25 protein-coding genes are annotated in these 25068 nt (G+C 65.3%); 16 read left to right on the top strand and 9 right to left on the bottom strand.

Going from position 1 to position 25068, the window contains the following annotated elements:
• Window positions 1–18 precede the first annotated feature (18 nt).
• On the top strand, window positions 19–684 hold the full coding sequence (locus ACE039_RS24975; protein ID WP_448710356.1) for a GntR family transcriptional regulator: 666 nt from the start codon (window positions 19–21) through the stop codon (window positions 682–684).
• A 40-nt stretch (window positions 685–724) separates the two neighbouring features.
• Window positions 725–1087: a hypothetical protein gene (locus ACE039_RS24970; protein ID WP_310031286.1), complete on the top strand. Its 363-nt coding sequence runs from the start codon at window positions 725–727 to the stop codon at window positions 1085–1087.
• Window positions 1088–1110: 23 nt separating this feature from the next.
• On the opposite strand, the gene ACE039_RS24965 is transcribed toward ACE039_RS24970, so the two are convergent.
• Genes ACE039_RS24965 through ACE039_RS24955 form a run of 3 tightly spaced genes read right to left on the bottom strand, consistent with a single transcriptional unit; the run spans window position 1111 to window position 3719 of the window.
• Window positions 1111–1779, bottom strand: coding sequence for an RraA family protein (locus ACE039_RS24965; RefSeq protein WP_485823599.1), 669 nt, complete (start codon window positions 1777–1779; stop codon window positions 1111–1113).
• A gap of 39 nt (window positions 1780–1818) precedes the next feature.
• Entirely contained in the window at window positions 1819–2784 is a 966-nt protein-coding gene (locus tag ACE039_RS24960; protein ID WP_313461068.1) for a Bug family tripartite tricarboxylate transporter substrate binding protein, read from the bottom strand.
• A 59-nt stretch (window positions 2785–2843) separates the two neighbouring features.
• A complete protein-coding gene (locus tag ACE039_RS24955) occupies window positions 2844–3719 on the bottom strand; it encodes a DUF1932 domain-containing protein (protein ID WP_485823598.1) in 876 nt (291 codons plus the stop codon).
• 388 nt (window positions 3720–4107) lie between these two features.
• Here ACE039_RS24955 and ACE039_RS24950 point away from each other — a divergent pair, with 388 nt between their 5' ends.
• The 4 genes from ACE039_RS24950 (at window position 4108) to ACE039_RS24935 (ending at window position 8151) form a co-directional block, all read left to right on the top strand.
• The gene (locus ACE039_RS24950; protein ID WP_332007458.1) at window positions 4108–4617 is read left to right on the top strand and encodes a DUF1993 domain-containing protein; all 510 of its coding nucleotides are present in this window, start codon (window positions 4108–4110) and stop codon (window positions 4615–4617) included.
• A 238-nt stretch (window positions 4618–4855) separates the two neighbouring features.
• Window positions 4856–6424 (top strand): FAD-dependent monooxygenase, encoded by a 1569-nt coding sequence (locus ACE039_RS24945; RefSeq protein ID WP_485823597.1) that lies wholly within the window; start codon window positions 4856–4858, stop codon window positions 6422–6424.
• Between the two features lie 87 nt (window positions 6425–6511).
• Entirely contained in the window at window positions 6512–6958 is a 447-nt protein-coding gene (locus tag ACE039_RS24940; protein WP_105556178.1) for an SRPBCC family protein, read from the top strand.
• 140 nt (window positions 6959–7098) lie between these two features.
• Window positions 7099–8151 (top strand): alpha/beta fold hydrolase, encoded by a 1053-nt coding sequence (locus ACE039_RS24935; protein WP_485823596.1) that lies wholly within the window; start codon window positions 7099–7101, stop codon window positions 8149–8151.
• A 76-nt stretch (window positions 8152–8227) separates the two neighbouring features.
• On the opposite strand, the gene ACE039_RS24930 is transcribed toward ACE039_RS24935, so the two are convergent.
• On the bottom strand, window positions 8228–8809 hold the full coding sequence (locus ACE039_RS24930) for a YceI family protein (RefSeq protein ID WP_105556176.1): 582 nt from the start codon (window positions 8807–8809) through the stop codon (window positions 8228–8230).
• Window positions 8810–9010: 201 nt separating this feature from the next.
• Here ACE039_RS24930 and ACE039_RS24925 point away from each other — a divergent pair, with 201 nt between their 5' ends.
• Entirely contained in the window at window positions 9011–9817 is an 807-nt protein-coding gene (locus ACE039_RS24925; protein ID WP_448710365.1) for a hypothetical protein, read from the top strand.
• A gap of 58 nt (window positions 9818–9875) precedes the next feature.
• Here ACE039_RS24925 and ACE039_RS24920 read toward each other — a convergent pair whose 3' ends face one another.
• Entirely contained in the window at window positions 9876–10643 is a 768-nt protein-coding gene (locus ACE039_RS24920; protein WP_313463039.1) for a class II aldolase/adducin family protein, read from the bottom strand.
• Between the two features lie 211 nt (window positions 10644–10854).
• Here ACE039_RS24920 and ACE039_RS24915 point away from each other — a divergent pair, with 211 nt between their 5' ends.
• Both ACE039_RS24915 and ACE039_RS24910 read left to right on the top strand, forming a co-directional pair.
• Window positions 10855–11514, top strand: coding sequence for a glutathione S-transferase family protein (locus tag ACE039_RS24915; protein WP_485823595.1), 660 nt, complete (start codon window positions 10855–10857; stop codon window positions 11512–11514).
• Between the two features lie 7 nt (window positions 11515–11521).
• The gene (locus tag ACE039_RS24910) at window positions 11522–13255 is read left to right on the top strand and encodes an alpha/beta hydrolase (protein WP_485823594.1); all 1734 of its coding nucleotides are present in this window, start codon (window positions 11522–11524) and stop codon (window positions 13253–13255) included.
• Here ACE039_RS24910 and ACE039_RS24905 read toward each other — a convergent pair whose 3' ends face one another.
• Both ACE039_RS24905 and argH read right to left on the bottom strand, forming a co-directional pair.
• On the bottom strand, window positions 13256–14236 hold the full coding sequence (locus ACE039_RS24905; protein WP_485823593.1) for a Bug family tripartite tricarboxylate transporter substrate binding protein: 981 nt from the start codon (window positions 14234–14236) through the stop codon (window positions 13256–13258).
• Between the two features lie 31 nt (window positions 14237–14267).
• Window positions 14268–15797 carry an argininosuccinate lyase gene (gene argH / locus ACE039_RS24900; protein ID WP_485823592.1) on the bottom strand — a complete coding sequence of 510 codons (1530 nt, stop codon included), beginning with the start codon at window positions 15795–15797 and terminating at the stop codon, window positions 14268–14270.
• A gap of 127 nt (window positions 15798–15924) precedes the next feature.
• Here argH and ACE039_RS24895 point away from each other — a divergent pair, with 127 nt between their 5' ends.
• The 5 genes from ACE039_RS24895 (at window position 15925) to ACE039_RS24875 (ending at window position 22571) form a co-directional block, all read left to right on the top strand.
• A complete protein-coding gene (locus tag ACE039_RS24895; protein WP_485823591.1) occupies window positions 15925–16824 on the top strand; it encodes a LysR substrate-binding domain-containing protein in 900 nt (299 codons plus the stop codon).
• A complete protein-coding gene (locus ACE039_RS24890; RefSeq protein WP_485823719.1) occupies window positions 16821–17537 on the top strand; it encodes a hypothetical protein in 717 nt (238 codons plus the stop codon). Before ACE039_RS24895 ends, ACE039_RS24890 begins: the two co-directional genes overlap by 4 nt.
• 198 nt (window positions 17538–17735) lie before the next feature.
• The gene (locus tag ACE039_RS24885) at window positions 17736–19817 is read left to right on the top strand and encodes a DUF8189 domain-containing protein (protein WP_485823590.1); all 2082 of its coding nucleotides are present in this window, start codon (window positions 17736–17738) and stop codon (window positions 19815–19817) included.
• 186 nt (window positions 19818–20003) lie between these two features.
• A complete protein-coding gene (locus ACE039_RS24880; protein ID WP_485823589.1) occupies window positions 20004–21149 on the top strand; it encodes a calcium:cation antiporter in 1146 nt (381 codons plus the stop codon).
• Between the two features lie 126 nt (window positions 21150–21275).
• Window positions 21276–22571, top strand: a complete 1296-nt coding sequence (locus ACE039_RS24875; protein ID WP_485823588.1) for a serine hydroxymethyltransferase — start codon at window positions 21276–21278, stop codon at window positions 22569–22571.
• Between the two features lie 30 nt (window positions 22572–22601).
• Here ACE039_RS24875 and ACE039_RS24870 read toward each other — a convergent pair whose 3' ends face one another.
• On the bottom strand, window positions 22602–22949 hold the full coding sequence (locus tag ACE039_RS24870; RefSeq protein ID WP_485823587.1) for a glycine zipper 2TM domain-containing protein: 348 nt from the start codon (window positions 22947–22949) through the stop codon (window positions 22602–22604).
• 224 nt (window positions 22950–23173) lie between these two features.
• On the bottom strand, window positions 23174–23686 hold the full coding sequence (locus tag ACE039_RS24865) for a hypothetical protein (protein WP_485823586.1): 513 nt from the start codon (window positions 23684–23686) through the stop codon (window positions 23174–23176).
• Between the two features lie 183 nt (window positions 23687–23869).
• On the opposite strand from ACE039_RS24865, the gene ACE039_RS24860 reads away from it, so the two are divergent.
• Together ACE039_RS24860 and ACE039_RS24855 are read left to right on the top strand one after the other, a co-directional pair.
• Window positions 23870–24304 (top strand): response regulator, encoded by a 435-nt coding sequence (locus tag ACE039_RS24860; RefSeq protein ID WP_485823585.1) that lies wholly within the window; start codon window positions 23870–23872, stop codon window positions 24302–24304.
• The coding region (locus ACE039_RS24855) for a hypothetical protein (protein ID WP_485823584.1) at window positions 24297–25068 on the top strand (772 nt) is incomplete at its 3' end. The genes ACE039_RS24860 and ACE039_RS24855, both read left to right, overlap by 8 nt.

The raw sequence follows: 25068 nt of genomic DNA, 5'->3' as shown, positions 1-25068 counted from the left end.
CAGGAATTCCGCGCCACCATGACCAGCGCCCGCGACCTTGTCTACGGGGAACTCCGCCGACGGCTGATGTCCGGTGTGTTCCTGCCTGGCGAGCGGCTGCGCGAAGAGCACATCGCGGCCGAGCTTTCCGTCAGCCGCACGCCGGTGCGCAGCGCGATCGAACGGCTGATTACCGATGGCCTGGTCAAGCGTGAGGGTCGGCGCGGCGCGGTGGTGCTGGGCTGGGTGGACCGCGACATCAACGAGGCGTTCGAACTGCGCCTGCTGCTTGAACCTTATGCCGCGCGTACCGCTGCCGAGCGCGCCACGCCCGAACAGATCGACCACCTTGAGCAGATCAACGAGCGCATGCTGGCCGCCATCCTGTCCGATGACACCGACCGCGTGGCGCGCGTCCAACACTGCAACAACCTCTTCCACCACGCCTTGCTGGATGCAGCGCAATCCGCGCGGGTGCGAACAATGGTGGAAAACCTGCTGGACATGCCGATCATCATCGGCTCGTTCTACTTCTACACGCACGACGACATGCTGCGCAGCGTGGAACACCATCGCCAGATCATCGCCGCACTGCGGGCACGCGATCCGGGATGCGCGGACATCGCCATGCGCTTTCACCTGACCACGACGCACCTGCTTTTCCGCAGCCAGCGCAAGCCGCCAGCCGACACGTCAGACGCGTGATCCCGGCCGCGGTTTTCCGCCTTTCCCACTATTCGCTTTCATGTATTCGCCCCAGATCCTCGTCGCCCTTTTCGTCCTGCTGCTAGCGGTAGCCATTCCACTGGTCACGGTCGCCGTCCATCTGGTGCAGCTGTTGCGCTGGTCGTTCCACGCCGACCCGGCGACACGGGGCGAACGTCCGCATTTCACGGGGCCCGTGCTGGCCCTGCTGTTCAGCGTGCTGGCGGCCAGTGACTTCACGTCTTATGAGCCGATGCGGACCATCGCGGAACTGAATCCGGTACCGATGGCCGCGCGCGCCTATTTCACGGTGGCGATGCTGGTGCTGGCGGTGCTGTCGTGGGCCTATGGCGGCGCCGTCAAAGACCGGCTCCTGCGCCGCCTGGGCATCGCCAAGGCCTGACGGCGCGCCTTAACGCCGCCGGCTCAGGGCTTCCAGCCCTGCGCCTTCATCCGGGCGTCGATCCACGAGGTATCCAGCGTACCGGCGGCGATCTGCGCCAGCATCTGCTCTTCGGCCGCATGCTTGGCCGAGGCGGCTTCATACAGGGCGGGCACCAGGTCATACGGCACGGACAGCAAGCCGTCTTCGTCGCCCAGGATCAGGTCGCCCGGCTCGATCGTCATGCCGTCCAGCGCGATGACGGCGTTGATCTCGCCCGGACCATCCTTGTACGGCCCGCGGTGCGTCACGCCGGCGGCGTACACCGGGAACGAGCCGCGCCGGATGGTGCCGCTATCGCGGATCGCGCCATTGATCACGATACCGGCCAGACCGCGTGTCTGCGCATAGGTCGTCATGATCTCGCCGATGATGGCGTTGGTAAGGTCGCCACCGGCGTCCACCACCACCACATCGCCCGGCTGCGCCAGTTCCAGCGCCTTGTGCACCAGCAGGTTGTCGCCCGGGCGCGTGCGCACCGTCAGCGCGGGGCCGGCCAGCGGATGGCCGTCATGCATGGGACGCAGGCGCGCGCCGCCGGCCGTCATGCGCGACATGCAGTCGCTGATGTTGGCGACGGGGATGCTGCGGAACTTCTCGACAAACTCGCTGGCGACCGCGCGCTTGCGCGGATGGATATCAAAACCGGTCATTAGGGGTCTCCTGGTGCTTGAACTGGGGGATTCGCAAGATCATTGTTTCGGGATGCCGGCTTCCTGCACGACCTTGCCGAAGATGTCATGGTCGGCGCGATGGCGTTTGCCCAGGTCCGCCGGCGTGCCCGTCATGACGCTGTAGCCCGAGTCTTCCAGCTTCTTCACGACGTCCGGTTGCGCCTGGGATTTGTTCAGCGCCTGATTCAGCGTCGCGACCACGTCATCCGGCGTCTTGCCGGGCGCCATCAACCCCCACCAGATCGTTTGATTGATGGTCTTGAAACCGCTTTCCGCGAAGGTCGGCACATCGGGCAAGGCGGGCGAACGGGCGTCCGCCACCACGGCCAGCGCGCGGACCTTGCCACCGCGGATCTGAGGCAGCAGCGACGCCACGGATCCGGTGTAGAGGTCGATGCGGCCGCTGACCAGATCCGGGAACGCCTGCGACCAGCCACGGTACGGCACGTGCATCAGCTCCATGCCCGCGGCCTTGCGCCACAGATGGCCGATCAGGTCGCCGCTGCCGCCGATGCCGGGGATGCCCAGCGACACCTGGCCCGGCCGCGCCTTCGCTGCCTTAACCACGTCGTCCAGCGTCTTGTAGGGGGATTCCGGCACCACCACGAACACGCTGGGGGACGAGGCCACCAGGCCCACCGGCTTGAAATCCTTGAAGGTGTCGTAGCTGAGCTTGTTATAGAGCCACGGGTTCAGCACGATATTGTCCGTCTGCGCCATGACCAGCGTGTGGCCGTCGGGCTTGGCGCGCGCCGTGGCGTCAAGCGCCAGGTTGCCGCCCGCGCCCGGCTTGTTTTCGACCACGATGTTCCAGCCCGTGTCCTGCGCGATGGCCGAGCCGATCATGCGGGTCAAGGTGTCGGTGCCCCCGCCCGGGGGAAACGGAGAGATCAGCGTGATGGGGGCCGAGCCCATATCGGCCGCGCTGGCCACGGCGCAAGCCGCCAGCAGCGCCGACGCCAGCAAAGTCTTTACGGATGTCATTGTCTTCCTCACTTGTATTCGGGAATGTCGCGGCCCTCTTCGGGGCCGCTCTGCGGGATTCAGGATTGGCGCGCCAGGGGCGTCAGCCATGCCAGCCGGTCCGCGACGGAATCGGGCACGTTGAACGAGCCTGCGTCGCGCGCCGCTTCGATACCCTTGGCTGTCCGGGCGAAGAGCCGTTCGACGCCATCCAGCACCAGCGGCTGCAAGCCGGCCTCGACCAATTGCTCGCGCGCTTCGCGCACCTCGGCCAGACGGCGCGGCGCATGCAACACATGCGAACGCACGAACGAGTCGACGAATGTCGTCAGGGGCGTCCGATCCATGTCGGACAGCACTTCGTACAACGACGCCCGCAGGCCCATGCTTTCGGCCGCGACCAGGCATTCGACGGCCAGGCTTTCCATGCCTTTGGTCAGGATGCTGCGCAACAGCTTGAGGCGGACGGCATCGCCCGCCTGGCCCTCGATCGCCTGCGCGGGCGCGCCGCAAGCCAGCGTGAAGGCGGCCACGGCCGGTGCGCCCGTGCCGGCGCACAACAGCGGCGTGCGCGCGCCCAGCAGCGCAATGGCGCCCATGATTGCCACGTCGGTAAAGGGCACGCCGCGTTGCGCGGCGATGTCGGCGGCAGCGCGCATGTCGGCCGCGCTTGCGGTCGTGAAATCGGCATACGACGCGTCGCCGCGCAGATGCGGCAGCGCCTGCGCGGCGACCTGCAGCGCCGCGTGACCAAAGACCGCCGACACCACGATGTCGGCTTGCGCCAGCCAGGGGCCGGGTTCGGCGTGCAACACGCTGCCGTGCGAGGCCGCGCGCGCCTGCATCGCGGCGTCCTGCCGCAGTTCGCAGATGCCGACGATGGAATGCCCGCCGGCCACCCACGCCTGCGCATAGCATTCGCCCACTTCCCCACATCCAATCAGAGCTATTTTCATGTTCATAAATACAAAAAAAATACAAACATGGTTATAACGCGCCCGAAAGGAGCCCTATTACTAGGGATAACCCGGCTATTTCAAAGAAATACGGAACATAAAAAGTACATTTGAGTGGTAGCAGACAAACCGCCGGCACGGCGCGCTGCTGGGCATGGGCCCGGCAGCGCAGGAATCCCCCTTGCACCAGGCCGCGCGTCCAGCACGGTGCGCGCCCACGTCGAAAGCGTGTTCCGCAAACTGGATTGCTCGACCCGCGTCGCCGCCACATTGAAGGCCCTGACCGCAGGGATCCTGCAAGCCGCCATCCTGTCGCCGATTGCTGGTAGTCTTGGGCCTGCCGCGCGGGTTGCCCCGCGCCCGCTTCACCCATTCTGCGAGCCCCCTCATGACCAGTCCTATGTACGACGCTTCCGTCCCCGTCATCAAGCAAATGCTGTCCGCCCTGTCGGACGTGCTGAAGAAGGCCGAAGCCCACGCCACCGAAAAGAACATCGACCCGTCCGCCTACCTGGGCGCGCGTCTGTTCCCGGACATGTTTCCGCTATCGCGCCAGGTGCAGATTGCCGCTGACTTCGCCAAGGGCATCGCGTCCCGCCTGGCCGGCGCGGACGTCCCGTCGTGGCCCGATGGCGAACCCTCGTTCGCCGAGCTGCAGGCCCTGATCGCCAAGACCCTGGCGCATGTCGGCTCCTTCAAGCCGGAACAGTTCGAGCAAAGCGCGTCCCTGGAAATCGTGCTGCGCCCGGGCACCCCGAAAGAAAAGAAGTTGTCGGGCAGCGCCTACCTGCTGCATTACGGCCTGCCGCAGTTCTTCTTCCACGTCACGACGTCCTACGCGATCCTGCGCCATAACGGCATCGAAGTCGGCAAGCGCGACTACATGGGCGCGTATTGATGTCACCTGAGTACGTGCGGGCCTGACGCCGCACCATTGAACAAGGCCGCGGCGTTAGTCCCGCGGCCTTTTTCATGGCGCCGGCGTCTGGTATGCCCGCACCGGTCTTCCGATCCTCAGCCATGCGGCGCACTTCGGAACCGTTGACGGCGGCATCGCGCTTGCTCTAATTTCGCCAGACGCGAATCGCGTAACGCACGCCCCCCCCCGCCGATGACCACCCCGCACAGGGAGATCCATGATGATCGCGACAACCGTTCTGGTCGTAGGCGCGGGCCCTGCCGGCCTGCTCACCGCCGTGGAGCTGGTTCGGCGAGGCGTCCAGTGCTTGCTGATCGACGCGCACGAGCAGCCCATGGATTGGGACCGCGCCACCGTCGTGCATCCGCGATCAATCGAAATACTGGACGCACTGGGCATCGCCGACCCGCTCTTGCGCCTGGGCGTCAAACAGCGCCATGCCCGTATTCACGCCGATGGGGCCGTGCTGGGCGACATTGACCTGTCGCTGTGCGGCAGCCGGTATCCCTTCAATATCGGCATCTCGGAAGAAGTCACCGAATCCATCCTCCACGACTATCTCGTTGCACACGGCGGCGCGGTCACGCGCGCCACCACGCTGGTGGGCTTGGCGGCCCAACCCGATGGCGTGACGGCCACGATCGATCAGCGGGGCACGCGGGCAGAGGTCCACGCGCAATGGGTCGTTGGATGCGACGGACACCACAGCACCGTCCGCACGTTGATGGGTATCGAACAAGATGGCCACGACATCCACCAGCCTTGGGCCGTGTTCGATGCTGCCATCCCGGCATGGCCGGAGTCCTTTGAAGCCAACTACGCCTATCTGGATCCCACGCCGGTCATCCTGACGGCCCTGCCGGACCGCCGCTGGCGCGTCTACCTTCGGCCCCGCTCGGCGCAATCCGATCTGGTCGCCGACGCGCTGGCCACCTTGCAACGCTACCTGCCCGAGGCGCGCTTTGACCAGATTTCGCATCCCACGCGCTTCGATTGCCACACCAAGGTTGCCCGGACTTTCCGGTCGGGCCGCGTGCTGCTGGCCGGTGACGCTGCGCACACTTGTAGCCCGGCGCAAGGGCATGGCATGAACACCGGCCTGCAGGATGCCTACAACCTGGGCTGGAAGCTTGCGCTGGTTTGCCAGGGACATTGTTCCGACGCGCTGCTGGACAGCTATCACGCCGAACGGCGCCCGGTGGCCGACCAGGTAATGGCCTCGGGCGATGCCGCCGAACGCGCACAGATGCTCAAAGGGGAACGCGCCCGCCGCGAACGGGATGTGGCGATCCGGACGGTCTTTGCCGATCCTGCCTCGCGGCACCACGAAGCGGTCGCGGAGGCCGAGCTTGATATCGACTACGCAGGATCCCCCATCGTCATGGGCGATCCGCACGACGCCCTTTGGCCGGGCCAGCGTCTGCCTGATCAGATTCCCCTGGCGTTCGCGGCGGGCGGCGTCGGCCACCTGCATGCCTGCACTGGCCGCCAGGGCCACACCGCCGTGCTGATCGGTTGCGCCGCGACACCCGAGGATGCCCTGGAGCAGGTGCGCCGCGACATGGAAGCACTGGCTGACGGAGCCATCATCGAACAAGTGTTCGTCCTGTCCGCGAATACCGGGGTGCCCGGGGTGCATGCTTACCTGGCGCCGGACATCGCCCACGCACTGGGCGTGCGCGGCATTGTGCTGGTGGTCGTCCGAGCCGATGGCCACGTCGGCCTGCGCGCCGGACAGGGGCATGCCGAAGCGTTGTCGGCGTACATCGGACGGTTACAGAATTAGGGGTTTTCACTAACGCCGGCCATGTCGATTTCGTTGTCCTCTGAACGTCGTATGAGTACGACCCTCTCATTCCAAGGCGGACACACCATGACTACCGGAACCGTTACCCTCCATCGCGTCCTGCGCGCCTCCCCCGAACGCGTCTACCGCGCCTTCCTTGAAGCCGACGCCATCGCGAAATGGCTGCCCCCCTACGGGTTCACCTGCCAGGTCCACCAGTTGGACGCCAAGGTAGGCGGCCGCCACAAGATGTCGTTCCGCAACTTTTCGACTGGCACCGTCATCAATTTCGGCGGCGAATACCTGGAACTGGTCCCGTCCGAAAAAATCCGCTACACGGACCAGTTCGACGACGCGAACCTGCCGGGCCAGATGCAGACCACGATCACCTTGCGCAAGGTCGCGTGCGGCACCGACATCAGCATCAAGCAAGAAGGCATCCCGGCCGTCATTCCGCCCGAAATGTGCTACCTGGGCTGGCAGGAATCGCTGGCGCAGTTGGCACCGCTGGTGGAACCCGACATTCCCGACTGATCGGATCGGCCCGGGGGATTTGAATCGCACTGTATCCACGTCCGGGGCTCGTACATTCCGACACCCAACGCCTTTGCGGAGCCTCTATAAATCGTTCGCAGCAAGCCCCTCACCCGCGAACCTTTCATGGAGTCTCCACGATGAAGCACCCAATCGATCCGCAACGCCGCCGCCTGCTTGCCAGCACTTCGGCGCTGGCGGCCGTCAGCCTGCTGAACCTTGGCGTAAGCGGCACGGCACTGGCCAAAGCCACCTCGCCCGCCGCTTCGCCCCCCGCAGCCGGCAGTGGCGCGGCACCGTTTGGCGACATCCGCCAGATTCGTGCCGGGAACCTGGACATGGGCTATGTGGACCACGGCCCAAGTGCCGGCCCCGTCGCCATCCTGCTGCACGGCTGGCCCTACGATATCCACGCGTTCGCCGAGGTGGCGCCGCGGCTGACGGCCGCCGGCTACCGCGTGATCATTCCCTACCTGCGCGGCTATGGCACGACACGCTTCCTGTCGGCGGACACGCCCCGCAACGGCCAACAGGCGGTTGTGGCCGTCGATATCATCGCGCTGATGGACGCGTTGAAGATCGACCGCGCCATCATCGCCGGCTTCGATTGGGGCGCGCGCACCGCCAACATCATGGCCGCGCTGTGGCCCGAGCGGTGCCAAGCCCTGGTGTCGGTCAGCGGCTATCTCATCGGCAGCCAGGAGGCCAACCGCAAGCCGTTGCCGCCACAGGCGGAATTTCAATGGTGGTATCAGTTCTACTTCGCCACCGAACGCGGCGCGGCGGGCTACGCCGCCAACCGCGACGGCTTCAACAAGCTGATCTGGCAGCTGGCGTCGCCTCAGTGGAAGTTCGACGACGCCACGTATCAGCGTTCGGCGCAGTCATTCGACAACCCGGACCATGTGGCCGTCGTGGTGCACAACTACCGCTGGCGCCTGGCGCTGGCTGACGGCGAACCGCAGTACGACGAACTGGAAAAGCGCCTGGCCACGGCGCCGAAGATCACGGTGCCGACGATCACCCTGGAGGGCGACGCCAACGGCGCGCCACATCCGCCCCCCGCCGGCTACGCCAAGCAGTTCACCGGCAAATACCAGCACCGCGACATCACGGGTGGCATTGGGCACAACCTGCCGCAAGAGGCGCCGCAGGCGTTCGCCGAAGCGGTGCTGGACGTCGCCCGGCGGTAAGCGCCTACGCACCGGGCGGCCCCTGAACAATCACCGGCCGCCACGCCAAAATGTCGGATGGATGGTACGTAGCGGCTCAAGGACGCCGGCCGGCTTCCACCTGGATATTCAACTCCACTTCCGGCTTGAACCCCATGTCCAGGCCGAAGTTCAGCCCAAAGTCCTTGCGGCTGAACTTCGTGGACACGTCGGCGCCGCACACTTCGCGCTTTTCCATGGGGTGCTGGATGCACTTGAAGTCGTCGATCTCCATCTTGACGGGCCGGGTGACGCCGCGCAGGGTCAGGTCGCCCGTGGCCTCTTCAGGGCGGTCGCCATCGAATTTGGTGAATGTGCCCTTGAAGGTGGCGGTGGGATAGCGGGCGGCGTCAAAGATGTCGGGCGCAACGGCGTGCTGGTTCATTTCGTCATGGCCGAAGTCCACGGAATTGATGTCCACCGTGACTTCCACCGTGCCAGTGCGCGCTTCGCGGTCCAGCACCACCACGCCCTTGGACTTGTTGAACTTGCCGCGCCAGGTGGACAGGCCGCCCATGTGATCGGCCTCGAAACTGGGATAGGTGTGGGCGGGATCCAGGTCGTAGGTCACCGGCGCGGCGGCGGCCGGCAGGGTCAACATCAGCGCGGCGGCGCCCAGCAAAGACGGAATCGACTTCATCAGAGTTCCTTATGACAGGGGAGATGCCCGCGCGCCCAGGGCGCACTGGCACAAGTTGGAACCCAGACCATATCATTCAGTTCCGCGTCAGTCTTCCAATCTGCCTGAAACAGCCTGTCAGCCTTCCTCACTCATTAAAAATAGGAATATTCCTATTCACGCAATAATGCGCCGGGCATTTCCGCAATCACAGGAATAACAATGAAAAGCGTATTGGCTTTGCTGATATCCATCGCGTTGCCGGTTGCGGCCAATGCGCAACCCGACGTCGAGCCGTTGACGCGGAATGCAGACAACAAGCTTCTCTGCAATGCGCAGGCCGATTGGTGCGTCGGCATCAAGACCGACGGGTCGTTCGAGACGAACGGCCCCTTCGCCACCAGCCGCACGCTGCGCGCGGACCGCGCGTTCTGGGACTTGCCCGACGTCCCGGACTTTTCCGGTTTCACCGTCTGGCCGCAGTTGATCCGCATGAGCGAAGACCGCGCGCTGGTCGGCGTGGTGGGCCCCGCCGAACCCGAGTACGAACTGGAAACGTCATTTTCGGGCGGCAGCTTCAGCCGCAAGGATCTTTACCTGTTTGAAGTGAGCCTTGGCGAGCAGACCGCCAGCAATCTGGTGTTCATCATGCCGTTATCCGCCGAAGCGAGCATCCGATCCTGCTTCAACGAAGCGGACCAGAAAAAACGCGATGGCCATTGCATCGACGCCTATCAGTTCAAGGCCGAGTTGAAGCCCCAGGCTGGCACGAAGACGGCCGCCGGGGTCGAGTATCCCGACTTGCAGGTAACCACGCAGGCCACCCGCGCGCCCGCGAACGCCAGCCGCTACGCCGATTCCGGCGCGAAGCCGGCGCCGACGAAGGCGCAGGCCAGGCCCGCCGTCGACAAACAATGCAGCTATACGGTGACCTACAAGTGGAATGCCGATGGCTCGGTGTATGCGCCGGCGTCGCCGCTGCCCGATTGCGCCGAATTCCTGCAAGCCTCGCCCGAGGCGAAGCCATAACGCCAGCGCCAAGGCCCGCCCACGACAGACGGCGCCCCACGGGCGCCGTCTGCGCGGCTTACTCCGCGTAGCCCGGGTTCTTCCTGTCCAGCCGGCGCAGCAAGCCCGGCCAGGCCAGCGCCGCCTTGTGCGCCCGGTCAGCCGGGGATTCCACGGCCGCCCGCGCCAGGACCTCCGGCGGGATGAAAATCAGTTCACCGCCGCCCGCCTGCGCGCGCACCTGGGCCATGCAGGCGGCTTCCAGGCGATGCATGGCCTGGAACGCTTCGGCCATCGTCTGCCCCACCGTCAGCAAGCCGTGGTTGCGCAGGATCAGGTAGTTGTTGCTGCCCAGGTCATGCACCAGACGGGGCTGCTCTTCCGGATTCAACGCCAGGCCTTCGTAGTCGTGATAACTGAGCGAACGCAACGCGATGAACGCGAACTGCGACAGCGGCAGCAACCCGGCCTTCTGCGCCGACACGGCCACCCCGTTGATGGAATGCGTGTGCAACACGCACATCGCGTCTTTGCGGGCGGCGTGGATACAGCTATGGATGGTGAAGCCGGCCGGGTTGATGTCGTAGTCCGACGCCATGACTTTGTTGCCGTCCAGATCGATCTTCACCAGGCTGGAAGCCGTGATTTCGTCAAACATCATCCCGTAGGGGTTGATCAGGAAATGCTCGGTGCCCGGCACCTTGGCCGTGATGTGCGTGAAAATCAGGTCGTCCCACCCGAACAGCGCCACCAGCCGGTACAAGGCGGCCAAATCGGTGCGGACTTGCCATTCCGTTGCGCTGACTTGCTCGCGCACGCTGGCGCCCTGCTTGCTTATCGTATCCATCCCGTCTCCCGTCTTGGTATCCAGACTTCATGTTGTCCCAAGGCGACCTTGCCTTCGGCTTATCGAACACTGTATTAGTTTTGCGCCGATCCGGCACCGTGGAAACGGCGGCCGTCCGTCTGGTGGAAACAATTATCCGGCCGCCTGTTTTGCCCGGTAGTCGGCTTCCGCTTGCATAATAAAGGCCGACCGAATCAGGAGAGACCCCGTCATGTCGCTTGCGCTCTACGGCCATCCGTTTTCCTCTTACACGCAAAAAGTGCTGATCGCGCTGTACGAGAACGGCACTCCCTTCGAATTCCGCAGTATCGGGCCCGACACGCCGCAACACGCCGCCGAATGGCTGCAGCGCTGGCCGCTGCGCAAGTTCCCGCTGCTGGTGGACGGCGCGCGCAACGTCGCCGAAACCAGCATCATCATCGAATACCTGCAGCTGGCCCATCCCGGCCCCGTCCGCCTGCTGCCCGCCGATCCGGTTGCGGCGCTCGACGTGCGCTTTCTGGACCGGTTCTTTGACCTGCACGTCATGAACTGGGTACAGCACGCGGTCAATGGCGCGCTGACGGGCGACGATGCCAAGCGCCGGGAAGGCCTGGCGCTTGCCACGGAAAAACTGGAACTGGCCTATGCCTGGCTGGACGGGCAGTTGGGCGACCGGGCCTGGGCGACCGGCCCGGATTTTTCGATGGCGGACTGTGCCGCCGCGCCGGCGCTGTTTTACGCGGACTGGACGCATCCCATTTCAGAAACCCATGGGGTCCTGCGCGCGTACCGCGCCCGGCTGCTTGCCCGGCCCTCGTTCACCCGGGCAGTTGAAGAAGCGCGGCCGTTCCGCCCCCTGTTCCCGCTTGGCGCGCCGGATCGGGACTGACCGGACGATGCCTTCGCCACACGGCCCCGCCCGCCGCCTGCCCGATTTTTTCCGATCGCACCTGGAATCGTTGTCCGGCGTCGGCCTGCTGCTGGGCACGCTGTTTTTCGCGGCGTCGCTCACGCCTACCCTGGTGCCCCGCACGTATGTGACTCAGGGCGTACTGGCCGGCGCCTGCCTGGCCACCGGTTACGGGCTGGGTGTGCTGTGGCACTGGCTATGGGCCTACCTGGAACTGCCGGAACCCCGGGCCCGCGCGGCACGCATCACCAACGCGCTGATCACCGCGCTGTGCCTGTCCGTGCTGATCCTGTTTCTGTGGCGTGCCGCCGATTGGCAGAACACGATCCGGGCCCTGATGAAGATGGAGCCCGTGACCAGCGCGCACCCCTTCAAGGTCAGCGCGACGGCCCTGGTCACATTTTTCGCACTGCTGGCGCTGGGCCGGCTATTCAAGCGGGTGGCGCGCGCCGTGTCGGCGCAAGTGCGCCGCGTGGTGCCGCGGCGAGTCGCCAATGTGACGGGCGCGGCAATCGCGATCCTGCTTTTCTGGTCGTTGGCCAACAACGTGTTCTTTCGCGCGGCGCTGCATGTGCTGGACGCCTCGTTCCGCGAGTACGACGCGCTGATGGAGCCAGAACGCCCGCAACCCGCCGACGCCGCCAAGACAGGCAGCCCGGCTTCGCTGATTGCGTGGAAGCAGTTGGGCCGCGCGGGCCGCGAGTACATCGCGTCTGGCCCCAGCGCCGCCGACATCCGCGCCCAGACGGGGCGCGACGCGCAAGACCCCATCCGCGTATACGTGGGCTTGCCTGGCGCCGACACGGCACGGGCACGGGCCAGGCTGGCGTTGGACGAGATGAAGCGCGTGGGTGCGTTCCAGCGGTCCGCGCTGGTGGTGGTGACGCCGACGGGCACCGGATGGATCGATCCCGCGGCCATGGACACCGTCGAATACCTGCTGCACGGCGACGTGGCCAGCGTCGCCATTCAGTATTCCTACCTGTCCAGCCCCCTGTCCCTGCTGGCCCAGCCCGAGTATGGCGCGGAAGCCGCACGCGCGCTGTTCGCCGAAATCTACAACTATTGGACCGCGCTGCCCAAGCACAACCGGCCCAGGCTGTATCTGCATGGCCTGAGCCTGGGCGCCATGAACTCCGCCCGGTCCGCCGAACTCTTCGAAATGATCGGGGACCCGATTCACGGCGCGCTCTGGAGTGGCCCGCCGTTTGAAAGCCGGGTCTGGCGCGCGGTCACCGATGCCCGCAATCCGGGCTCGCCTGCCTGGCTGCCCGAACTACGCGATGGGGCTTTCGTGCGCTTCATGAACCAGAACGGATCGCCCGTGCCCGCCGATGCTCCGTGGGGTCCGATGCGCATCGTCTACCTGCAATACGCCAGCGATGCCGTCACGTTCTTCGACTATCGCGACCTGTACCGGCGCCCCGCCTGGATGGACCCGCCTTACGGCCCCGACGTCTCGCCCGACCTGCGCTGGGTGCCTGTCGTGACCATGCTGCAACTGGCGCTGGACATGTCCGTCAGCACCCACACGCCGATCGGCTACGGCCATGTGTACGCGCCGCAGCATTACGCGGATGCCTGGCTGGCCGTGACGGGCGCACAGGGTTGGACGGACGAGGCCCTGGCCGCCCTGAAACGGCATCTGATCGAACGCATGCGCGCGTCGATGGGCGGCGGCGACGGCGAGAAAGCCGCGAACGACCACCGCGGCGGCTGATCAGTTCGTCTGGACGTCGGCGCTTTCGATGATGCGCTTCCAGCGTTCGGTCTCTTCACCGGACAGCTTGGCCAGGTCAGCGCTGGTGCCGGGGAACGGCACCGCGCCCTGCTCGGCCAGATGGGCGATCATGACCGGGTCCCTGGCCAGATCGACGACCGTGTCCTGCAGCTTGCGGATCACGTCGGCAGGCGTGCCGGCGGGTGCCATGACGCCGTACCAGGATTCGACGACGGCATCCTTCACGCCCGCCTCCGCCAACGTCGGCACATCAGGAATCGCGGCGCTGCGTTGCTGGCTGGCCACGGCCAGGACGCGTACTTTTCCCGGCTTGATGTACGCCAGCACGTTCGGCAGATTCGCGAACAGTACCTGCACCTGGCCTGACAGCAGGTCCGCCGTGGCCGGACCCGCACCGCGGTACGGTACATGCTCGAATTTGGCGCCCGAGCGATACATGAACAATTCGCCCGTCAGGTGGTTGACGGACCCCATGCCCGCCGATGCCATGTTCAGTTTCCCGGGATGCTGTTTGGCGTAGGCGACCAATTCCGCCACGGTCTTCGCCGGCAGGTCGGCCGATACCGCCAGCACGTTCGGCACCGTGGAAAACAGCGCAACCGGCGCAAAGTCCTTGATGGCATCGTACGGCAGGTTCTGGGTCAGCAAGGGCTGGATCGACTGCTGCCCCATCGTCGCCAGCAGCAGGGTATAGCCGTCGGCCGGCGCCTTGGCGACGAAGTTCGCACCGATGCTTCCGCCGCCGCCCGGCTTGTTTTCCACGATGACGGGCTGGCCCAGCACTTCCGACATTCGGTTGGCCAGCAGGCGTCCCATCAGGTTCACCGTGCCGCCCGGGGCAAACGGTACAACCATCGTGATCGGCTTGGCCGGATAAGGCTGCGCCGGGGTCTGTGCCCGGGCCGGGGCGCCGGCGCCTATTCCAATGGCGACAGCAGCCGCCGCGGCAAATTTCAGCATGATTGAATTCCCCTTGGTTGGATATGGCCGATCAGGCTTGCCGGACGGCAGGCCCCGGCTCGGATGACACAAGCGTTTGCACGCGTTGCCGCAGCAGATCCTGCGCATCGGCCACGCGCTGCAACGTTTTGGCGATCACGCTGCGCTTTCCGGCCAGCTGTGTTTTCTGCTGGTCGATCCGCCCTAGCACGAGGCCGGGCGCGGGGCCGCCGAAAGATTGGCGCGCCGCCACATTGCGAACCGGATCCAGGCAAGCGCGGATATCGGTTTCGCACAGGGCGACCTGCCGGCCAAGCTGTTGGGCCGCCGCGGCGTTGACCATCTCTGGCGTGATGTCCTTGGCGGGGATGCCTGCTTCCAATGCTTGCCGGACCACGGCGCCAATGATGTGGTGCGCATCCCGGAACGACGCGTCCGCCTTGCGCACCAACAAGTCGGCCAGGTCCGTGACCGTTGAAAAATCCTCTGCCGCGCGCGCCGCCATGCGCGCACGGTTCGGCTCGACGCGTTCAACCAGCAGCTGGATCAGCGCCAGCGATCTCAGCGCTTCTTCGCAGGCTTCCCAGCACGTGCGCGTGCTTTCTCGGCTGCTGTCGCCCGAGTGCGTGAAGTGCGTGGACTTCACGGTTGCGAAGGCTGCCGACGTCAGCCCGATCAGGTGGCCGGTCTTGCCCCGCAGGTATTCCAACACCGCCGGGTTCTTCTTCTGCGGCATGATGCTGGAGGTGCTGGCGATGCTGTCCGGAAAAGACAGCAAGCCGAATTCAGGCGTCGACCAGATATAGAAGTCCTGCACCATCCGGCTGCTGGTGATCATCATGATCGACAGCGCGGCGCTCAGTTCCAGCGCAAAATCCCGCGAGGCGACGCTGTCCAGCGCACTGGGCAACGGCCCACTGAACCCCAGCATCGCGCTGGTGGCGTCGCGGTCGATGGGGAACGACGTGCCCGCCAGCGCGCAGGCGCCCAGCGGAGATGCATCCGTGGTGTCCAGAGCATGCAGCAGGCGATCGGCGTCGCGCAACCAGGCATCGACCAGCGCCGACAGGTAATAGCCGTAGGTGATCGGCTGGGCGGCCTGCATGTGCGTGTAGCCGGGCATCACGCAGTCGGCATACCTGCCGGCCTGCGTTAGCGCCGCATCGGCAACGTCCATCAGGGCCGTCGCGATCCGGGCGATGAAATCCCGAGCGCGGATGCGGTCGATGGTGGCGCCGATGTCATTGCGGCTGCGGGCGGTATGCAAGCGCCCGCCCAGCTCTTGCCCAACCAGCTTGATCAAATGCGCTTCGTAGTTGAAGTAGGCCTCTTCGCGCGCCGGGTCCAGTTCCACGATGTCCGGCCCGTCCGCCTGCATCTTGCGCAAGCCCTCGGCCAGCCGGATCGACGCATCGCGATCCAGAATGCCCTGCTCGTGCAGCATCACCAGATGCGCAAGGTTGATCTGATTCAGCATCTCGAAATTGGCGAAGAACTCGCGATTCAAGCGCGGAAGGAAAATGTGCTGAAGCACTTCCGCGGCAAGCGGTTGCTTCAGGCGGCTGCTGACTTTGGATTCCATTTCAGTCCGGGTGGGGAACAGGGAAACGGTAGTCTCCGTCCGCGCCAACTTATGCGTCAAATCAGATATTTACGGCTTCAAATACAAAATTGATATGATTATTCCTGCGACGTTTTTGGATTGACCGATGAACTTCAAGCAAGTCGAAGCCTTTCGCGCCGTGATGATGACGCGCTCCATGACCACGGCGGCCGGTCTGCTGCATACGTCGCAGCCAAACATCAGCCGCTGGATCGCGCTGCTTGAAGGCACGCTGGGCTTCGTGCTGTTCAAACGCGTCGGCACCCGGCTGATCCCGACGCCCGAAGCCGATGCGTTCTACGCCGACGTCGAACGCGCGTTCATCGGCCTGGAATCGTTGAACGACAGCGCCAGCTCCATTCGCCGTCGCGGCACAGGGCTGCTGCGCGTGGGCGCGGTGGGCTCCATCATGCAATGCGTGCTGCCCGACGCCATCCGGCTGTTCCGGGAAACGGTATCGGACATCCCCGTCGTGGCCAGCACGGGCGGATCTGACGTGGTGGCGAAGTGGATGGCCACCGGCTTTTGCGACATCGGATTCTCATCCATCCAGGCGGATATTCCCGGCTTGAATTTCGCACGGATCAATGCGGCGCACGGCGTGGGAATCGTGCCGGCGGGGCACAAGTTGGCCCGCGAGAAAATGCTGAAGCCCGCCGACTTCAATGACGAGAATTTCATCTCGCTGCCGGCGGGCAGTTTCAACCGCGCGGCGGTGGACCGGCACTTTCCCGACGACACCCGAATCCTGTCCATTGAAACGCCTTACGCCACGACCATCTGTTCGATGGTCAGCAAGGGGCTGGGCGTCTCGATCGTCAATCCGGTCGTGTCGCGGGCGCTGAAGATGCCCGAATTGCGCGAGATTCCCTTCTCGGAGAAGATTGAGTTCCCAAGCTATGCCGTCACCTCCGACCACTTTCCGGTCGGCACGCTGGCCAGGAAAATGACGGAATGCGTGCAAGCCGCGTTCGCGTCGCTGAAACCGGCCAAGGCCGCGAAATGACCGACACCTTCCTGACCTCGTATTTCTGGAGCGGCGACACCCTGCGCAGCCGTAGCGTGGGCGGCAACGTGCTGTCGGGCAATGTCGATGTGCCTGCGCCGCCGCCACGCCTGATCGCCGACTGGCACCGCGAGATCACCACGCGATTGCTGCTGGAGCCCGGCGACGTCGAACAGATGCCGCTGGCGCGGACCCAAGTGCGCTGGCCCGACTACAAGCGCTGCGTGCAGGCCATGGCCGACTGGACGCGCGCACGGGGACTGGGCGACGTGCTGGCCAACAGCGACATCGCCCTGATGGCGTGCCGCGGCGCCCGGTACCACCACGACGGCGAACAGTACGGCGGCGCGGCCTTCTGCAACCTGTTCCTGAGCGAAGACAAAGGGCTGGATGTGCACTTCCCCGGTTCCGGCCACCGCATCCCGCTTACGCGGGGCACCGCCATCGTCTTCGACACCTGCCAGCCACATGCCGTGATCCGCCGCGACGCAAGCGGGTTCGATGCCACCGACTTCGCATCCGGCGAAGATCTCTGGCAACTGTTCCTGACATGGGAATTGCCGATCGAGGCGCCATGCGTGGCGCAGGCGCTGGGAGTGCGGTTCGATGTGGACCCGGACGGGGCCGCGCATCTGAAGGAAGAGCAAGTGTGGCAAGGCGGAGCGCGGGCACAGGTGAAGCCGGCATCCGGGCAGTGGGCGCCGGCGGACTAGCCACATAGGGCGAAAATAAAGGTGACGGACCGATGGGCCACCACCCCCGCCGCCCCCCCCGCCACGTCCCCCAATTGCAGTCTGACACCGTATCCAACACTCTGTTCCGGTTCGCTAGACGGCACGCGACACCTGCCCGCTATACTCGCCAAACCAAAAACACATTGCCGCGCCGCGCCTTTTAAGCGACGCCTATTTATGCCAGCTTTGATGGCCTTTATGCGCCCCGTTTGCCGGGCGCTATTCTGCGCAGCCGCCCTTGTTGTCTCCGCTTCGGCGTTGGCCTCGCCGCCCACGCTTGAGCAATGCCACGGCATCAAAGACCTGGCCTTCGTTGCCCATATGGACGACGACCTGCTGTTCATGAACCCGGACATCGCCTCGAATATCGAGGCCGGCGGCTGCGTGCGGGTGGTCTACCTGACCGCCAGCGACGCGGGAGAAGGCGACGGCTACATGCTGGGCCGCGAACGCGGCATCCGCGCTGCGTACGCCTACATGGCGCACAAACCCGACCAATGGAAGGAAGACGCCGGCACCGCGGGCGGCCGCGCCATCGCACGCTTCACGCTGCAGGACAATCCGCGCGTGCAGCTGTGGCACATGCGCCTGAAAGACCCCTGGCTGGGCAAGGGCTGGGGCAGCCTGACGCCGCTGAGCCGAACCGAGTCCGAACCCGGACAGAGTGTCGACACGCTTGGCCCCTACCCCCAGGTCTACACGCGCGAACAATTGATCGACACCCTGGCGGACCTGATTCGCCAGTACAAGCCGACCACGGTGCGGCACCTGGACGACACGATGGTCGTGCCCTATACGCAACTGTGCTGGCGATGCGCGGGCCATGGGCATCCCGACCACATCGCCAGCGCGCGGCTGGTACGCGAAGCCATGCTGCGCGTGCCCGGCAACTATGCCGAGACCGGCTATATCGACTATCCCAGCCAGGAACGCGCCACCAATCTGGCGGATACCGAAATCGCCAGCAAGTCGGTGATCTTCCAGCACTACGCCTGGAACGACTACCACTATTGCGCCGGCCCGACCGGTTGCAAAGAACCCGCCGGGCCCGCCGCCGCGTGGGTGCAGCGCGCCTATTACGTCTCGCGTCAGGACATCGCGCCGCAGTTGTACCCGGACGGACGCGGCGGGCTGGTGGTGTTCGCGGCCGGCGAAACCAATGCCGCCGTCAACCGCTGGGATTCCAGCCAGCGCCGCTGGCAGAGCCTGGGCGGCCGCACCAGCGGCCCGCTGGTCTCGTTCACCCACGCCGACGGCACCGCCGGCCTGATGGCCCGCGATCCGCTGGGCGGCGTTTGGGCGAACAAGCAACGCCACGACGGCACCTGGCAAGGCTGGCAAGCGCTGGGCGGGCTGCGCGTCACCCAGATCCCCGCCGTCGCGCCGCGCGGCGAAGCCGCCGCCGTGGCACTGGGCTACGACGGCGTGCTCCATTGGATCACCCCGTCGGGCATCGATGGCAGCTGGAGCACGTGGCAGGACTTGCCGCCGCTGGACGGCGCCACGGGCGCCCCGGCCGCCGCGCGCGGCGCCGATGGGCGCTATGTCGTTTTTGCATCGGCCGGCGCGGGTGAACTCTTCTACACGCGCCAACTGCCGGCCGCCAAGGGCCAGCGCCCCGAATGGCAAGGCTGGCGCCGCGTCCCCGCGCCCGAAGCCGCGGGCGGCCTGGCCGCGATCCGCAACCACGAGAACCGTGTCGAACTCTACTTTCGCCAGCGCGGCAACAACCATCTGATCAAGCTGATTGAAGCCGGCGACACCACCGATCTTGATATGGACTGGAGCGCCGCCGCCGATATGGGCGTGCCCTACATCGGACGTCCGGCCATCGGCGCCGATGCGCAAGGCAATGTCGTCCTGGCGGTGCTGGAACGCGCGGGCGGCCCGCTCTGGCTTATCGAGCACGGCAAGCCGCTCAAGCTGGACGCCCTGGCGGCATCGCCGCCCGCGCTCAATATCATCGACGGCACGCTGTATGTGGTGGCGCGCACCGCGGGCGCGCCGCAGCAATATCAAGTGCTGTCGCGCCACGACGGCCAGTGGACAGGCGCGCTGACCTTGGACGGCGTGCCGGCGGCCGGCGGCGGCCCCTTTGCAACGGTGGCCGCCCGTCCGGCGGACCTGCCCAACCTGGGCGCCAACAGCACCAACAATGCCGCGGTGGTGCGGCCTTCGCCCAGCACGCCCGGCACGCTGACGCTGGAACGCATGCCCGCGCAGTCCTCGCGCGCCGCCACGCCCACCACGGTGCAGTAAGGGGCGTTCGTCGCCGCAAGCGCGACAAGCGGACGCCGTCGGCGGACCGCGGAAGCGGGATCGCGGCGTTCTGATCGGGTAGAATTCCAGCGACCGAGCCATCTTGCTCTCGCCGGCCAGGACGACCTGCCCGGCGCGTGTCTACACCGGGGACGACCCCGCTTATCTTTCATGGAAAGAACAGCGATGCGCGTCAATGGCATTCCCAACACTACCTGGTTGAAGCTTGGCTGGGCCTGGCTCGTCGTCATTGCCTTCACGGTCTACGGCGGCACATGGCTTGCCGAGCCGCTTACGCCGGCCACCGCGGCAGCCTGCTTCGCGGTGCTCTTCTTCACCATCGTCGCCGCCTCGTTCGGCGTGGTCCACGAAGCGGACCTCCTTGCCCACAAACTGGGCGAACCCTACGGCACGCTGATCCTCACGCTTTCCATCGTCTCGATCGAGGTCATCCTCATTGCGTCGGTGCTGCTTGGGCCGGGCGAATTCCCGACCATCGGCCGGGACTCCATCTTTGCCGTGATGATGATCATCGTGAATCTCGTCATGGGAATCTGCGTGATCGCCGGCGGCTTGAAGCATGGCGAGCAAGAGTTCAATGCCCAGGGCGCCAACGCTTACCTGTCGATGATCACGCTGCTGACGGGCACAGCGCTTGTGCTGCCCAACTATCTGTCGGGCGCGGGCGAGTTCGCGCCGCTGCAAGCCTGGACGATCGCCGCGGTCACCGCCGCGCTGTATGCGGTATTCCTGCTGCTTCAGATGCGCAGCGAAAGCCGGCTGTTCATTCAACCGCGCCCCGGCATGATGGCCGTGCCCGCGCGCGCCAAAGCGTCCATAAGCCCATCGCAGGGCGCGCCCGCCGCGACCGGCGACCGGGCCGCCATCCTGACCAGCAGCCTGCTGTTGCTGGGCATGATCATCCCGATCGTGCTGCTGGCGCACCACCTTGCCATCGTCATCGACTACGGCGTGGCGACCGCCGGCGCGCCAGTGGCCGTCAGCGGCGTGCTGATCGCCATCATCGTCTTCACGCCGGAATCCCTGACCGCCATCAAGGCCGCGCTGAACAACGAAATGCAGCGCGCCATCAACCTCTGCCTGGGCGCGTTCGTCTCTACCGTGGGGCTGACCGTCCCTGCCGTGCTGGTCATCGGACTGATAACCGGCAAGCAGGTCGTCATGGGGATATCCCCGCTGGAAACCGTGCTGCTGGCGTTGACGCTCGTGCTGGGCATGCTGACGTTCAACGGTCAGCGCACGTCCGTCATGCAAGGCGCCATGCACCTTGCGCTGTTCATCACCTACGGCTTTCTTTTGTTTTTTCCCTGACGAAAGACGGGGCCGGCGTGGCGTGGCCGGTCGAAAAAGTGGTCTGCCTGTTGTTCCGGATGTGGCATGAACGGCTATGCCACGCCAATCCTAGAATTCCACTTTCTTCGACACCACGCCCTCATCATGACGCACCTTGCACTTCCCGACGGCCCGCTGCCCGTCATCAGCGCCCTTGCCTTGCCCCAGGCCGACCGGGACATCTGGGCGGCCATCGACGCCGAACGCCATCGGCAGATGCAATCCATCGAACTCATCGCATCGGAGAACTTCGCCAGCCGCGCGGTGCAGGACGCCCAAGGTTCCGTGTTTACCAACAAGTACGCCGAAGGCTATCCGGGCCGCCGCTACTACGGCGGCTGCGTGAACGTCGACGTTGCGGAAGACATTGCGATCGCGCGGGCGAAGCTGCTTTTCGGCGCCGCGCACGTCAACGTGCAGCCCCACTCCGGCAGCCAGGCAAACCAGGCGGTCTACCTGGCGCTGCTGACGCCCGGCGACAAAATCCTGGGCCTGGACCTGAAGGCCGGCGGGCATCTGACGCATGGCGCCAAGGTCAATATGTCGGGCCGTTGGTTCCAGACCCTGAGCTACGGCGTGGACCCGGCATCGCAGCGCGTGGACATGGACGAGGTGGAACGCATTGCCCGGCGTGAGCAGCCCAAGCTGATTGTTGCGGGCGGCTCGGCCTATTCGCGAACGCTGGACTTCGCGCGGTTCCGCGCCATCGCCGACGACGTGGGCGCGATCTTCATGGCCGACATGGCGCATTTCGCCGGCTTGGTCGCCGGCGGCGTCTATCCGTCGCCAGTGCCACATGCCCACGTCACGACAACCACGACACACAAGACCCTGCGCGGGCCACGCGGCGGGATGATTCTCTGCAACGACGGCGAGATCGCGAAGAAGATCGATTCGGCCGTGTTCCCAGGCCTGCAAGGCGGGCCGCTGATGCACATCGTGGCGGCCAAGGCCGTGGCGCTGGGCGAGGCCCTGCAACCGTCGTTCCGAACCTATGTCCGTGCCGTGGTCGCCAATGCGCAAACGTTATGCGACCGGCTCGCGGCCGGCGGCTTGTCTATCGTGTCGGGCGGCACGGACTGCCACCTGGGCGTGGTCGACCTGCGGCCCTGGGGAGTGGCGGGCAATCGGGCCGAACAGGCCCTGGAGCAGGTCGGCATCACCTTGAACAAGAACGCCGTGCCTTTCGATGACGCCAAGCCAACCGTGACTTCCGGCATCCGCGTGGGCAGCGCCGCCTGCACGTCCCGCGGCATGGGGACCGACGCGTTCAACACCATCGGCGACATGATCCTGGCCGTGCTGGGCGACCTGCGCACTGGCGCTATCGACCCAGGCACCGAATCCGCCATACGCGCAAAGGCGACCGACCTGGCCCGGCGCTTTCCGCTGCCCTACTAGGCCGCCCGATTCCCGTCCGGGCGGCAGGGATCAATGGCGATGCCGCCAATTTGAACGCGAATCGCCGCGGTAGCGGTCGTGGCCTCGGTAGCCCGCGCGCTTGTAGGAATGGTCGCGGCCGCGGTCGCGGTCCCAGTCGTGCCGGCGCCGTCCCCGGTCATCGTCGCCGGTGATGACGTGGCCCAACAGGCCACCAGCGGCGGCGCCGCCCACGGTGGCCCAGGGGTCCCCTTCCGACAACAATGCGCCGGCCACGCCGCCCAACCCGGCGCCGATAACCGTATTGCGGGTCTGCTTGTCGGCCTGCGCGGTCATGCTGAAACCCAATGCCAGCACCCCAGCAAGAACCGCTTGGACAATTCGCTTCGTAATAGCCATTTTTTATTCTCCTGTAGCGGGCCGCGCCTGCAATGCGGCCGTGCCTGACGGCTTGAACCAGAAATCAAACATCTGGAAAGCAAGTTATCACTTCAGGTGTGTGTCAGTCCCGCAGGCTGGGATACGGTGTGTATAAGCGGTTTCAATCGCTTTCTGCGCCAGGCCGCGTCGGCAGGGAGAACGCGCTTCTTGTCCGGGCATGGCGACAGGCGCGCCGTCCGCGCCTAACGTTCCGGCGCTCTCGGAAGCAGGCCGGCTTGTTCCAGACGCCAGCGCGGGATCTGGTATTCATACGAGGCGGCTTCCAGCGTCTCGTATTGCTTGAACCACGAGACGACATGCTTGTCGATATCGTCCGGAAGCGTCTCCAGCCACGTAGCCAATTCTTCCGGCGAGGTGATGGCAAGCAGGGCGCCGCTGGCAAAGGTGGGCTCATCGGCCAGGCCTTGGCCGGGCACCAGATAAGCCCGGCGATACAGGCGGCCCTTGTCCCAGATCTCGGTGGGCACATACACCGGCCACTCCCGCTCGCAAGGCACCGACACATACATGGCCAACGATACCCATTGCGTGTTTTCGAAAGACGCCTTGTAGCGGATCAACTCGACGCCTTGCTCCACATCGCCCAGCGCACGCCACAAGCAGCGCTTGCGCTTTTTCTTCCAGCCCGTGAATGCGGGCTGCGATCGCAGCATCTCCATAAAGCCTTTCTCGATCAGATCGAAATCTATGGGCATGTCGGGCTCCGGAGTCCTTGTTGCGCGATGCGGCGCGCGGTTCAAAACGAATTTAAGCACAGGCCTGCGCGGGTTAACTCCCGATACAATTGCGACACGCGAGAACGACGCGCATGCCCTAGGATGCGGCTTCCCACGGCCCGGCCAGAAACACAAACGCTGCAGTACGTGGCATTGAACCCCATGAAGAAAATACTTTTGGTTGACGATCAGCCGATGCTCGTCGACATGTTGCGCGAATTCCTGCACATCGAAGGCTATGACGTCACGACCCATACCGACGGCCTGACCGCGCTTAAGCAGATGCTTGACGTGCGCCCCGATCTGGTCGTCACCGACTTCTCCATGCCCGGCATGAACGGCGCCGCGCTACTCACCGCCATGCGCGAAAACGCCTACCTGAGCGACACGCCCGTCCTGGTGCTGAGCGGCCGGCCGGAACATGAAATCAGCGTGACCTGCGATGGCTATGCCGCCTATTTGCGCAAGCCCGCCGAGCCGGCGGACGTGCTGGAGGTCATCCGCCGGCTGACGCCCGTGCCCTCCCGGCAGCCGCATCACATGGGCGGACCCGGGCCGATGACGGAACCTGCCCTGTTGGACGCCGCGCATGTCTGAACACCACCAATTTCTGTTCCCGCGTTATCCCCACCTGCCTGCGCCGGATTGGAAAAGGCTTGAATCGCAATTGCTTGACGCCGGCATCGTGCTGCCTCCGTTCGGTTGCAACGTGCCGTTGCGGGCGCTGGTCAATCTGAGCCTGACGCTGGCGCGCACGTTTGACTGCCCCTACCGCTACGACGACGCGATGCGCAGCCCCGCCGACGTCTTGGCGTTGTACGAAGGGTGCGGCGGCCTGCCCGCCGCCGCGCGGGCCGAGCCGGACTTCAGCATTGCGCAGACGCTTGAACTGCTGACCCGTCACGGCGTGGAGCCAGACCGCACCTTCCTCGAGGACGAAGGCAGCACTTGGCATAGCCCGCATTATCGGTTGGGGCCTGGCGCTCGCGAATTCCTGAGCGCGCATGCCGCGCAAACCTATGACATCGAGCCGCAGCAATTCGGCTTGATGCTGTTGGCCTACGACGCCCCGAATCCAGCCGTGAAAGTGGGCGAGAACCTGGAAGTGCCGAGCTTGCCGGAAACCGGCGAACCGGTGTCCGACATGACGCCGTTCGACGACCACGTCGATTTCATCGGCGCGGCCTTTGAAGACCCCGGCGTGCAATGGCACTGTCCGTCCAACGGCAACGCCTATCGCATTTTCGACCTGGACTGGCATTTCAGCCTGGCCCTGGGCTTCCGGATGATACGCACCGAATGGCTGGACGAAGAAAGCGCCCGCATGCTGACGGATGCCGTGGGCAAGATCGTCGACGCGG

The sequence above is a fragment of the Achromobacter maghribensis genome (assembly GCF_057334215.1).
Note: the sequence above shows the minus strand (reverse complement) of the source record. Positions and strands in the feature narration are given on the sequence as shown.

Coding starts and splice junctions, on each gene's coding strand:
- ACE039_RS24975 (WP_448710356.1), top strand. CDS start 19: ATGACCAGCGCCCGCGACCTTGTCTACGGGGAACTCCGCCGACGGCTG.
- ACE039_RS24970 (WP_310031286.1), top strand. CDS start 725: ATGTATTCGCCCCAGATCCTCGTCGCCCTTTTCGTCCTGCTGCTAGCG.
- ACE039_RS24965 (WP_485823599.1), bottom strand. CDS start 1,779: ATGACCGGTTTTGATATCCATCCGCGCAAGCGCGCGGTCGCCAGCGAG.
- ACE039_RS24960 (WP_313461068.1), bottom strand. CDS start 2,784: ATGACATCCGTAAAGACTTTGCTGGCGTCGGCGCTGCTGGCGGCTTGC.
- ACE039_RS24955 (WP_485823598.1), bottom strand. CDS start 3,719: ATGAAAATAGCTCTGATTGGATGTGGGGAAGTGGGCGAATGCTATGCG.
- ACE039_RS24950 (WP_332007458.1), top strand. CDS start 4,108: ATGACCAGTCCTATGTACGACGCTTCCGTCCCCGTCATCAAGCAAATG.
- ACE039_RS24945 (WP_485823597.1), top strand. CDS start 4,856: ATGATGATCGCGACAACCGTTCTGGTCGTAGGCGCGGGCCCTGCCGGC.
- ACE039_RS24940 (WP_105556178.1), top strand. CDS start 6,512: ATGACTACCGGAACCGTTACCCTCCATCGCGTCCTGCGCGCCTCCCCC.
- ACE039_RS24935 (WP_485823596.1), top strand. CDS start 7,099: ATGAAGCACCCAATCGATCCGCAACGCCGCCGCCTGCTTGCCAGCACT.
- ACE039_RS24930 (WP_105556176.1), bottom strand. CDS start 8,809: ATGAAGTCGATTCCGTCTTTGCTGGGCGCCGCCGCGCTGATGTTGACC.
- ACE039_RS24925 (WP_448710365.1), top strand. CDS start 9,011: ATGAAAAGCGTATTGGCTTTGCTGATATCCATCGCGTTGCCGGTTGCG.
- ACE039_RS24920 (WP_313463039.1), bottom strand. CDS start 10,643: ATGGATACGATAAGCAAGCAGGGCGCCAGCGTGCGCGAGCAAGTCAGC.
- ACE039_RS24915 (WP_485823595.1), top strand. CDS start 10,855: ATGTCGCTTGCGCTCTACGGCCATCCGTTTTCCTCTTACACGCAAAAA.
- ACE039_RS24910 (WP_485823594.1), top strand. CDS start 11,522: ATGCCTTCGCCACACGGCCCCGCCCGCCGCCTGCCCGATTTTTTCCGA.
- ACE039_RS24905 (WP_485823593.1), bottom strand. CDS start 14,236: ATGCTGAAATTTGCCGCGGCGGCTGCTGTCGCCATTGGAATAGGCGCC.
- argH (WP_485823592.1), bottom strand. CDS start 15,797: ATGGAATCCAAAGTCAGCAGCCGCCTGAAGCAACCGCTTGCCGCGGAA.
- ACE039_RS24895 (WP_485823591.1), top strand. CDS start 15,925: ATGAACTTCAAGCAAGTCGAAGCCTTTCGCGCCGTGATGATGACGCGC.
- ACE039_RS24890 (WP_485823719.1), top strand. CDS start 16,821: ATGACCGACACCTTCCTGACCTCGTATTTCTGGAGCGGCGACACCCTG.
- ACE039_RS24885 (WP_485823590.1), top strand. CDS start 17,736: ATGCCAGCTTTGATGGCCTTTATGCGCCCCGTTTGCCGGGCGCTATTC.
- ACE039_RS24880 (WP_485823589.1), top strand. CDS start 20,004: ATGCGCGTCAATGGCATTCCCAACACTACCTGGTTGAAGCTTGGCTGG.
- ACE039_RS24875 (WP_485823588.1), top strand. CDS start 21,276: ATGACGCACCTTGCACTTCCCGACGGCCCGCTGCCCGTCATCAGCGCC.
- ACE039_RS24870 (WP_485823587.1), bottom strand. CDS start 22,949: ATGGCTATTACGAAGCGAATTGTCCAAGCGGTTCTTGCTGGGGTGCTG.
- ACE039_RS24865 (WP_485823586.1), bottom strand. CDS start 23,686: ATGCCCATAGATTTCGATCTGATCGAGAAAGGCTTTATGGAGATGCTG.
- ACE039_RS24860 (WP_485823585.1), top strand. CDS start 23,870: ATGAAGAAAATACTTTTGGTTGACGATCAGCCGATGCTCGTCGACATG.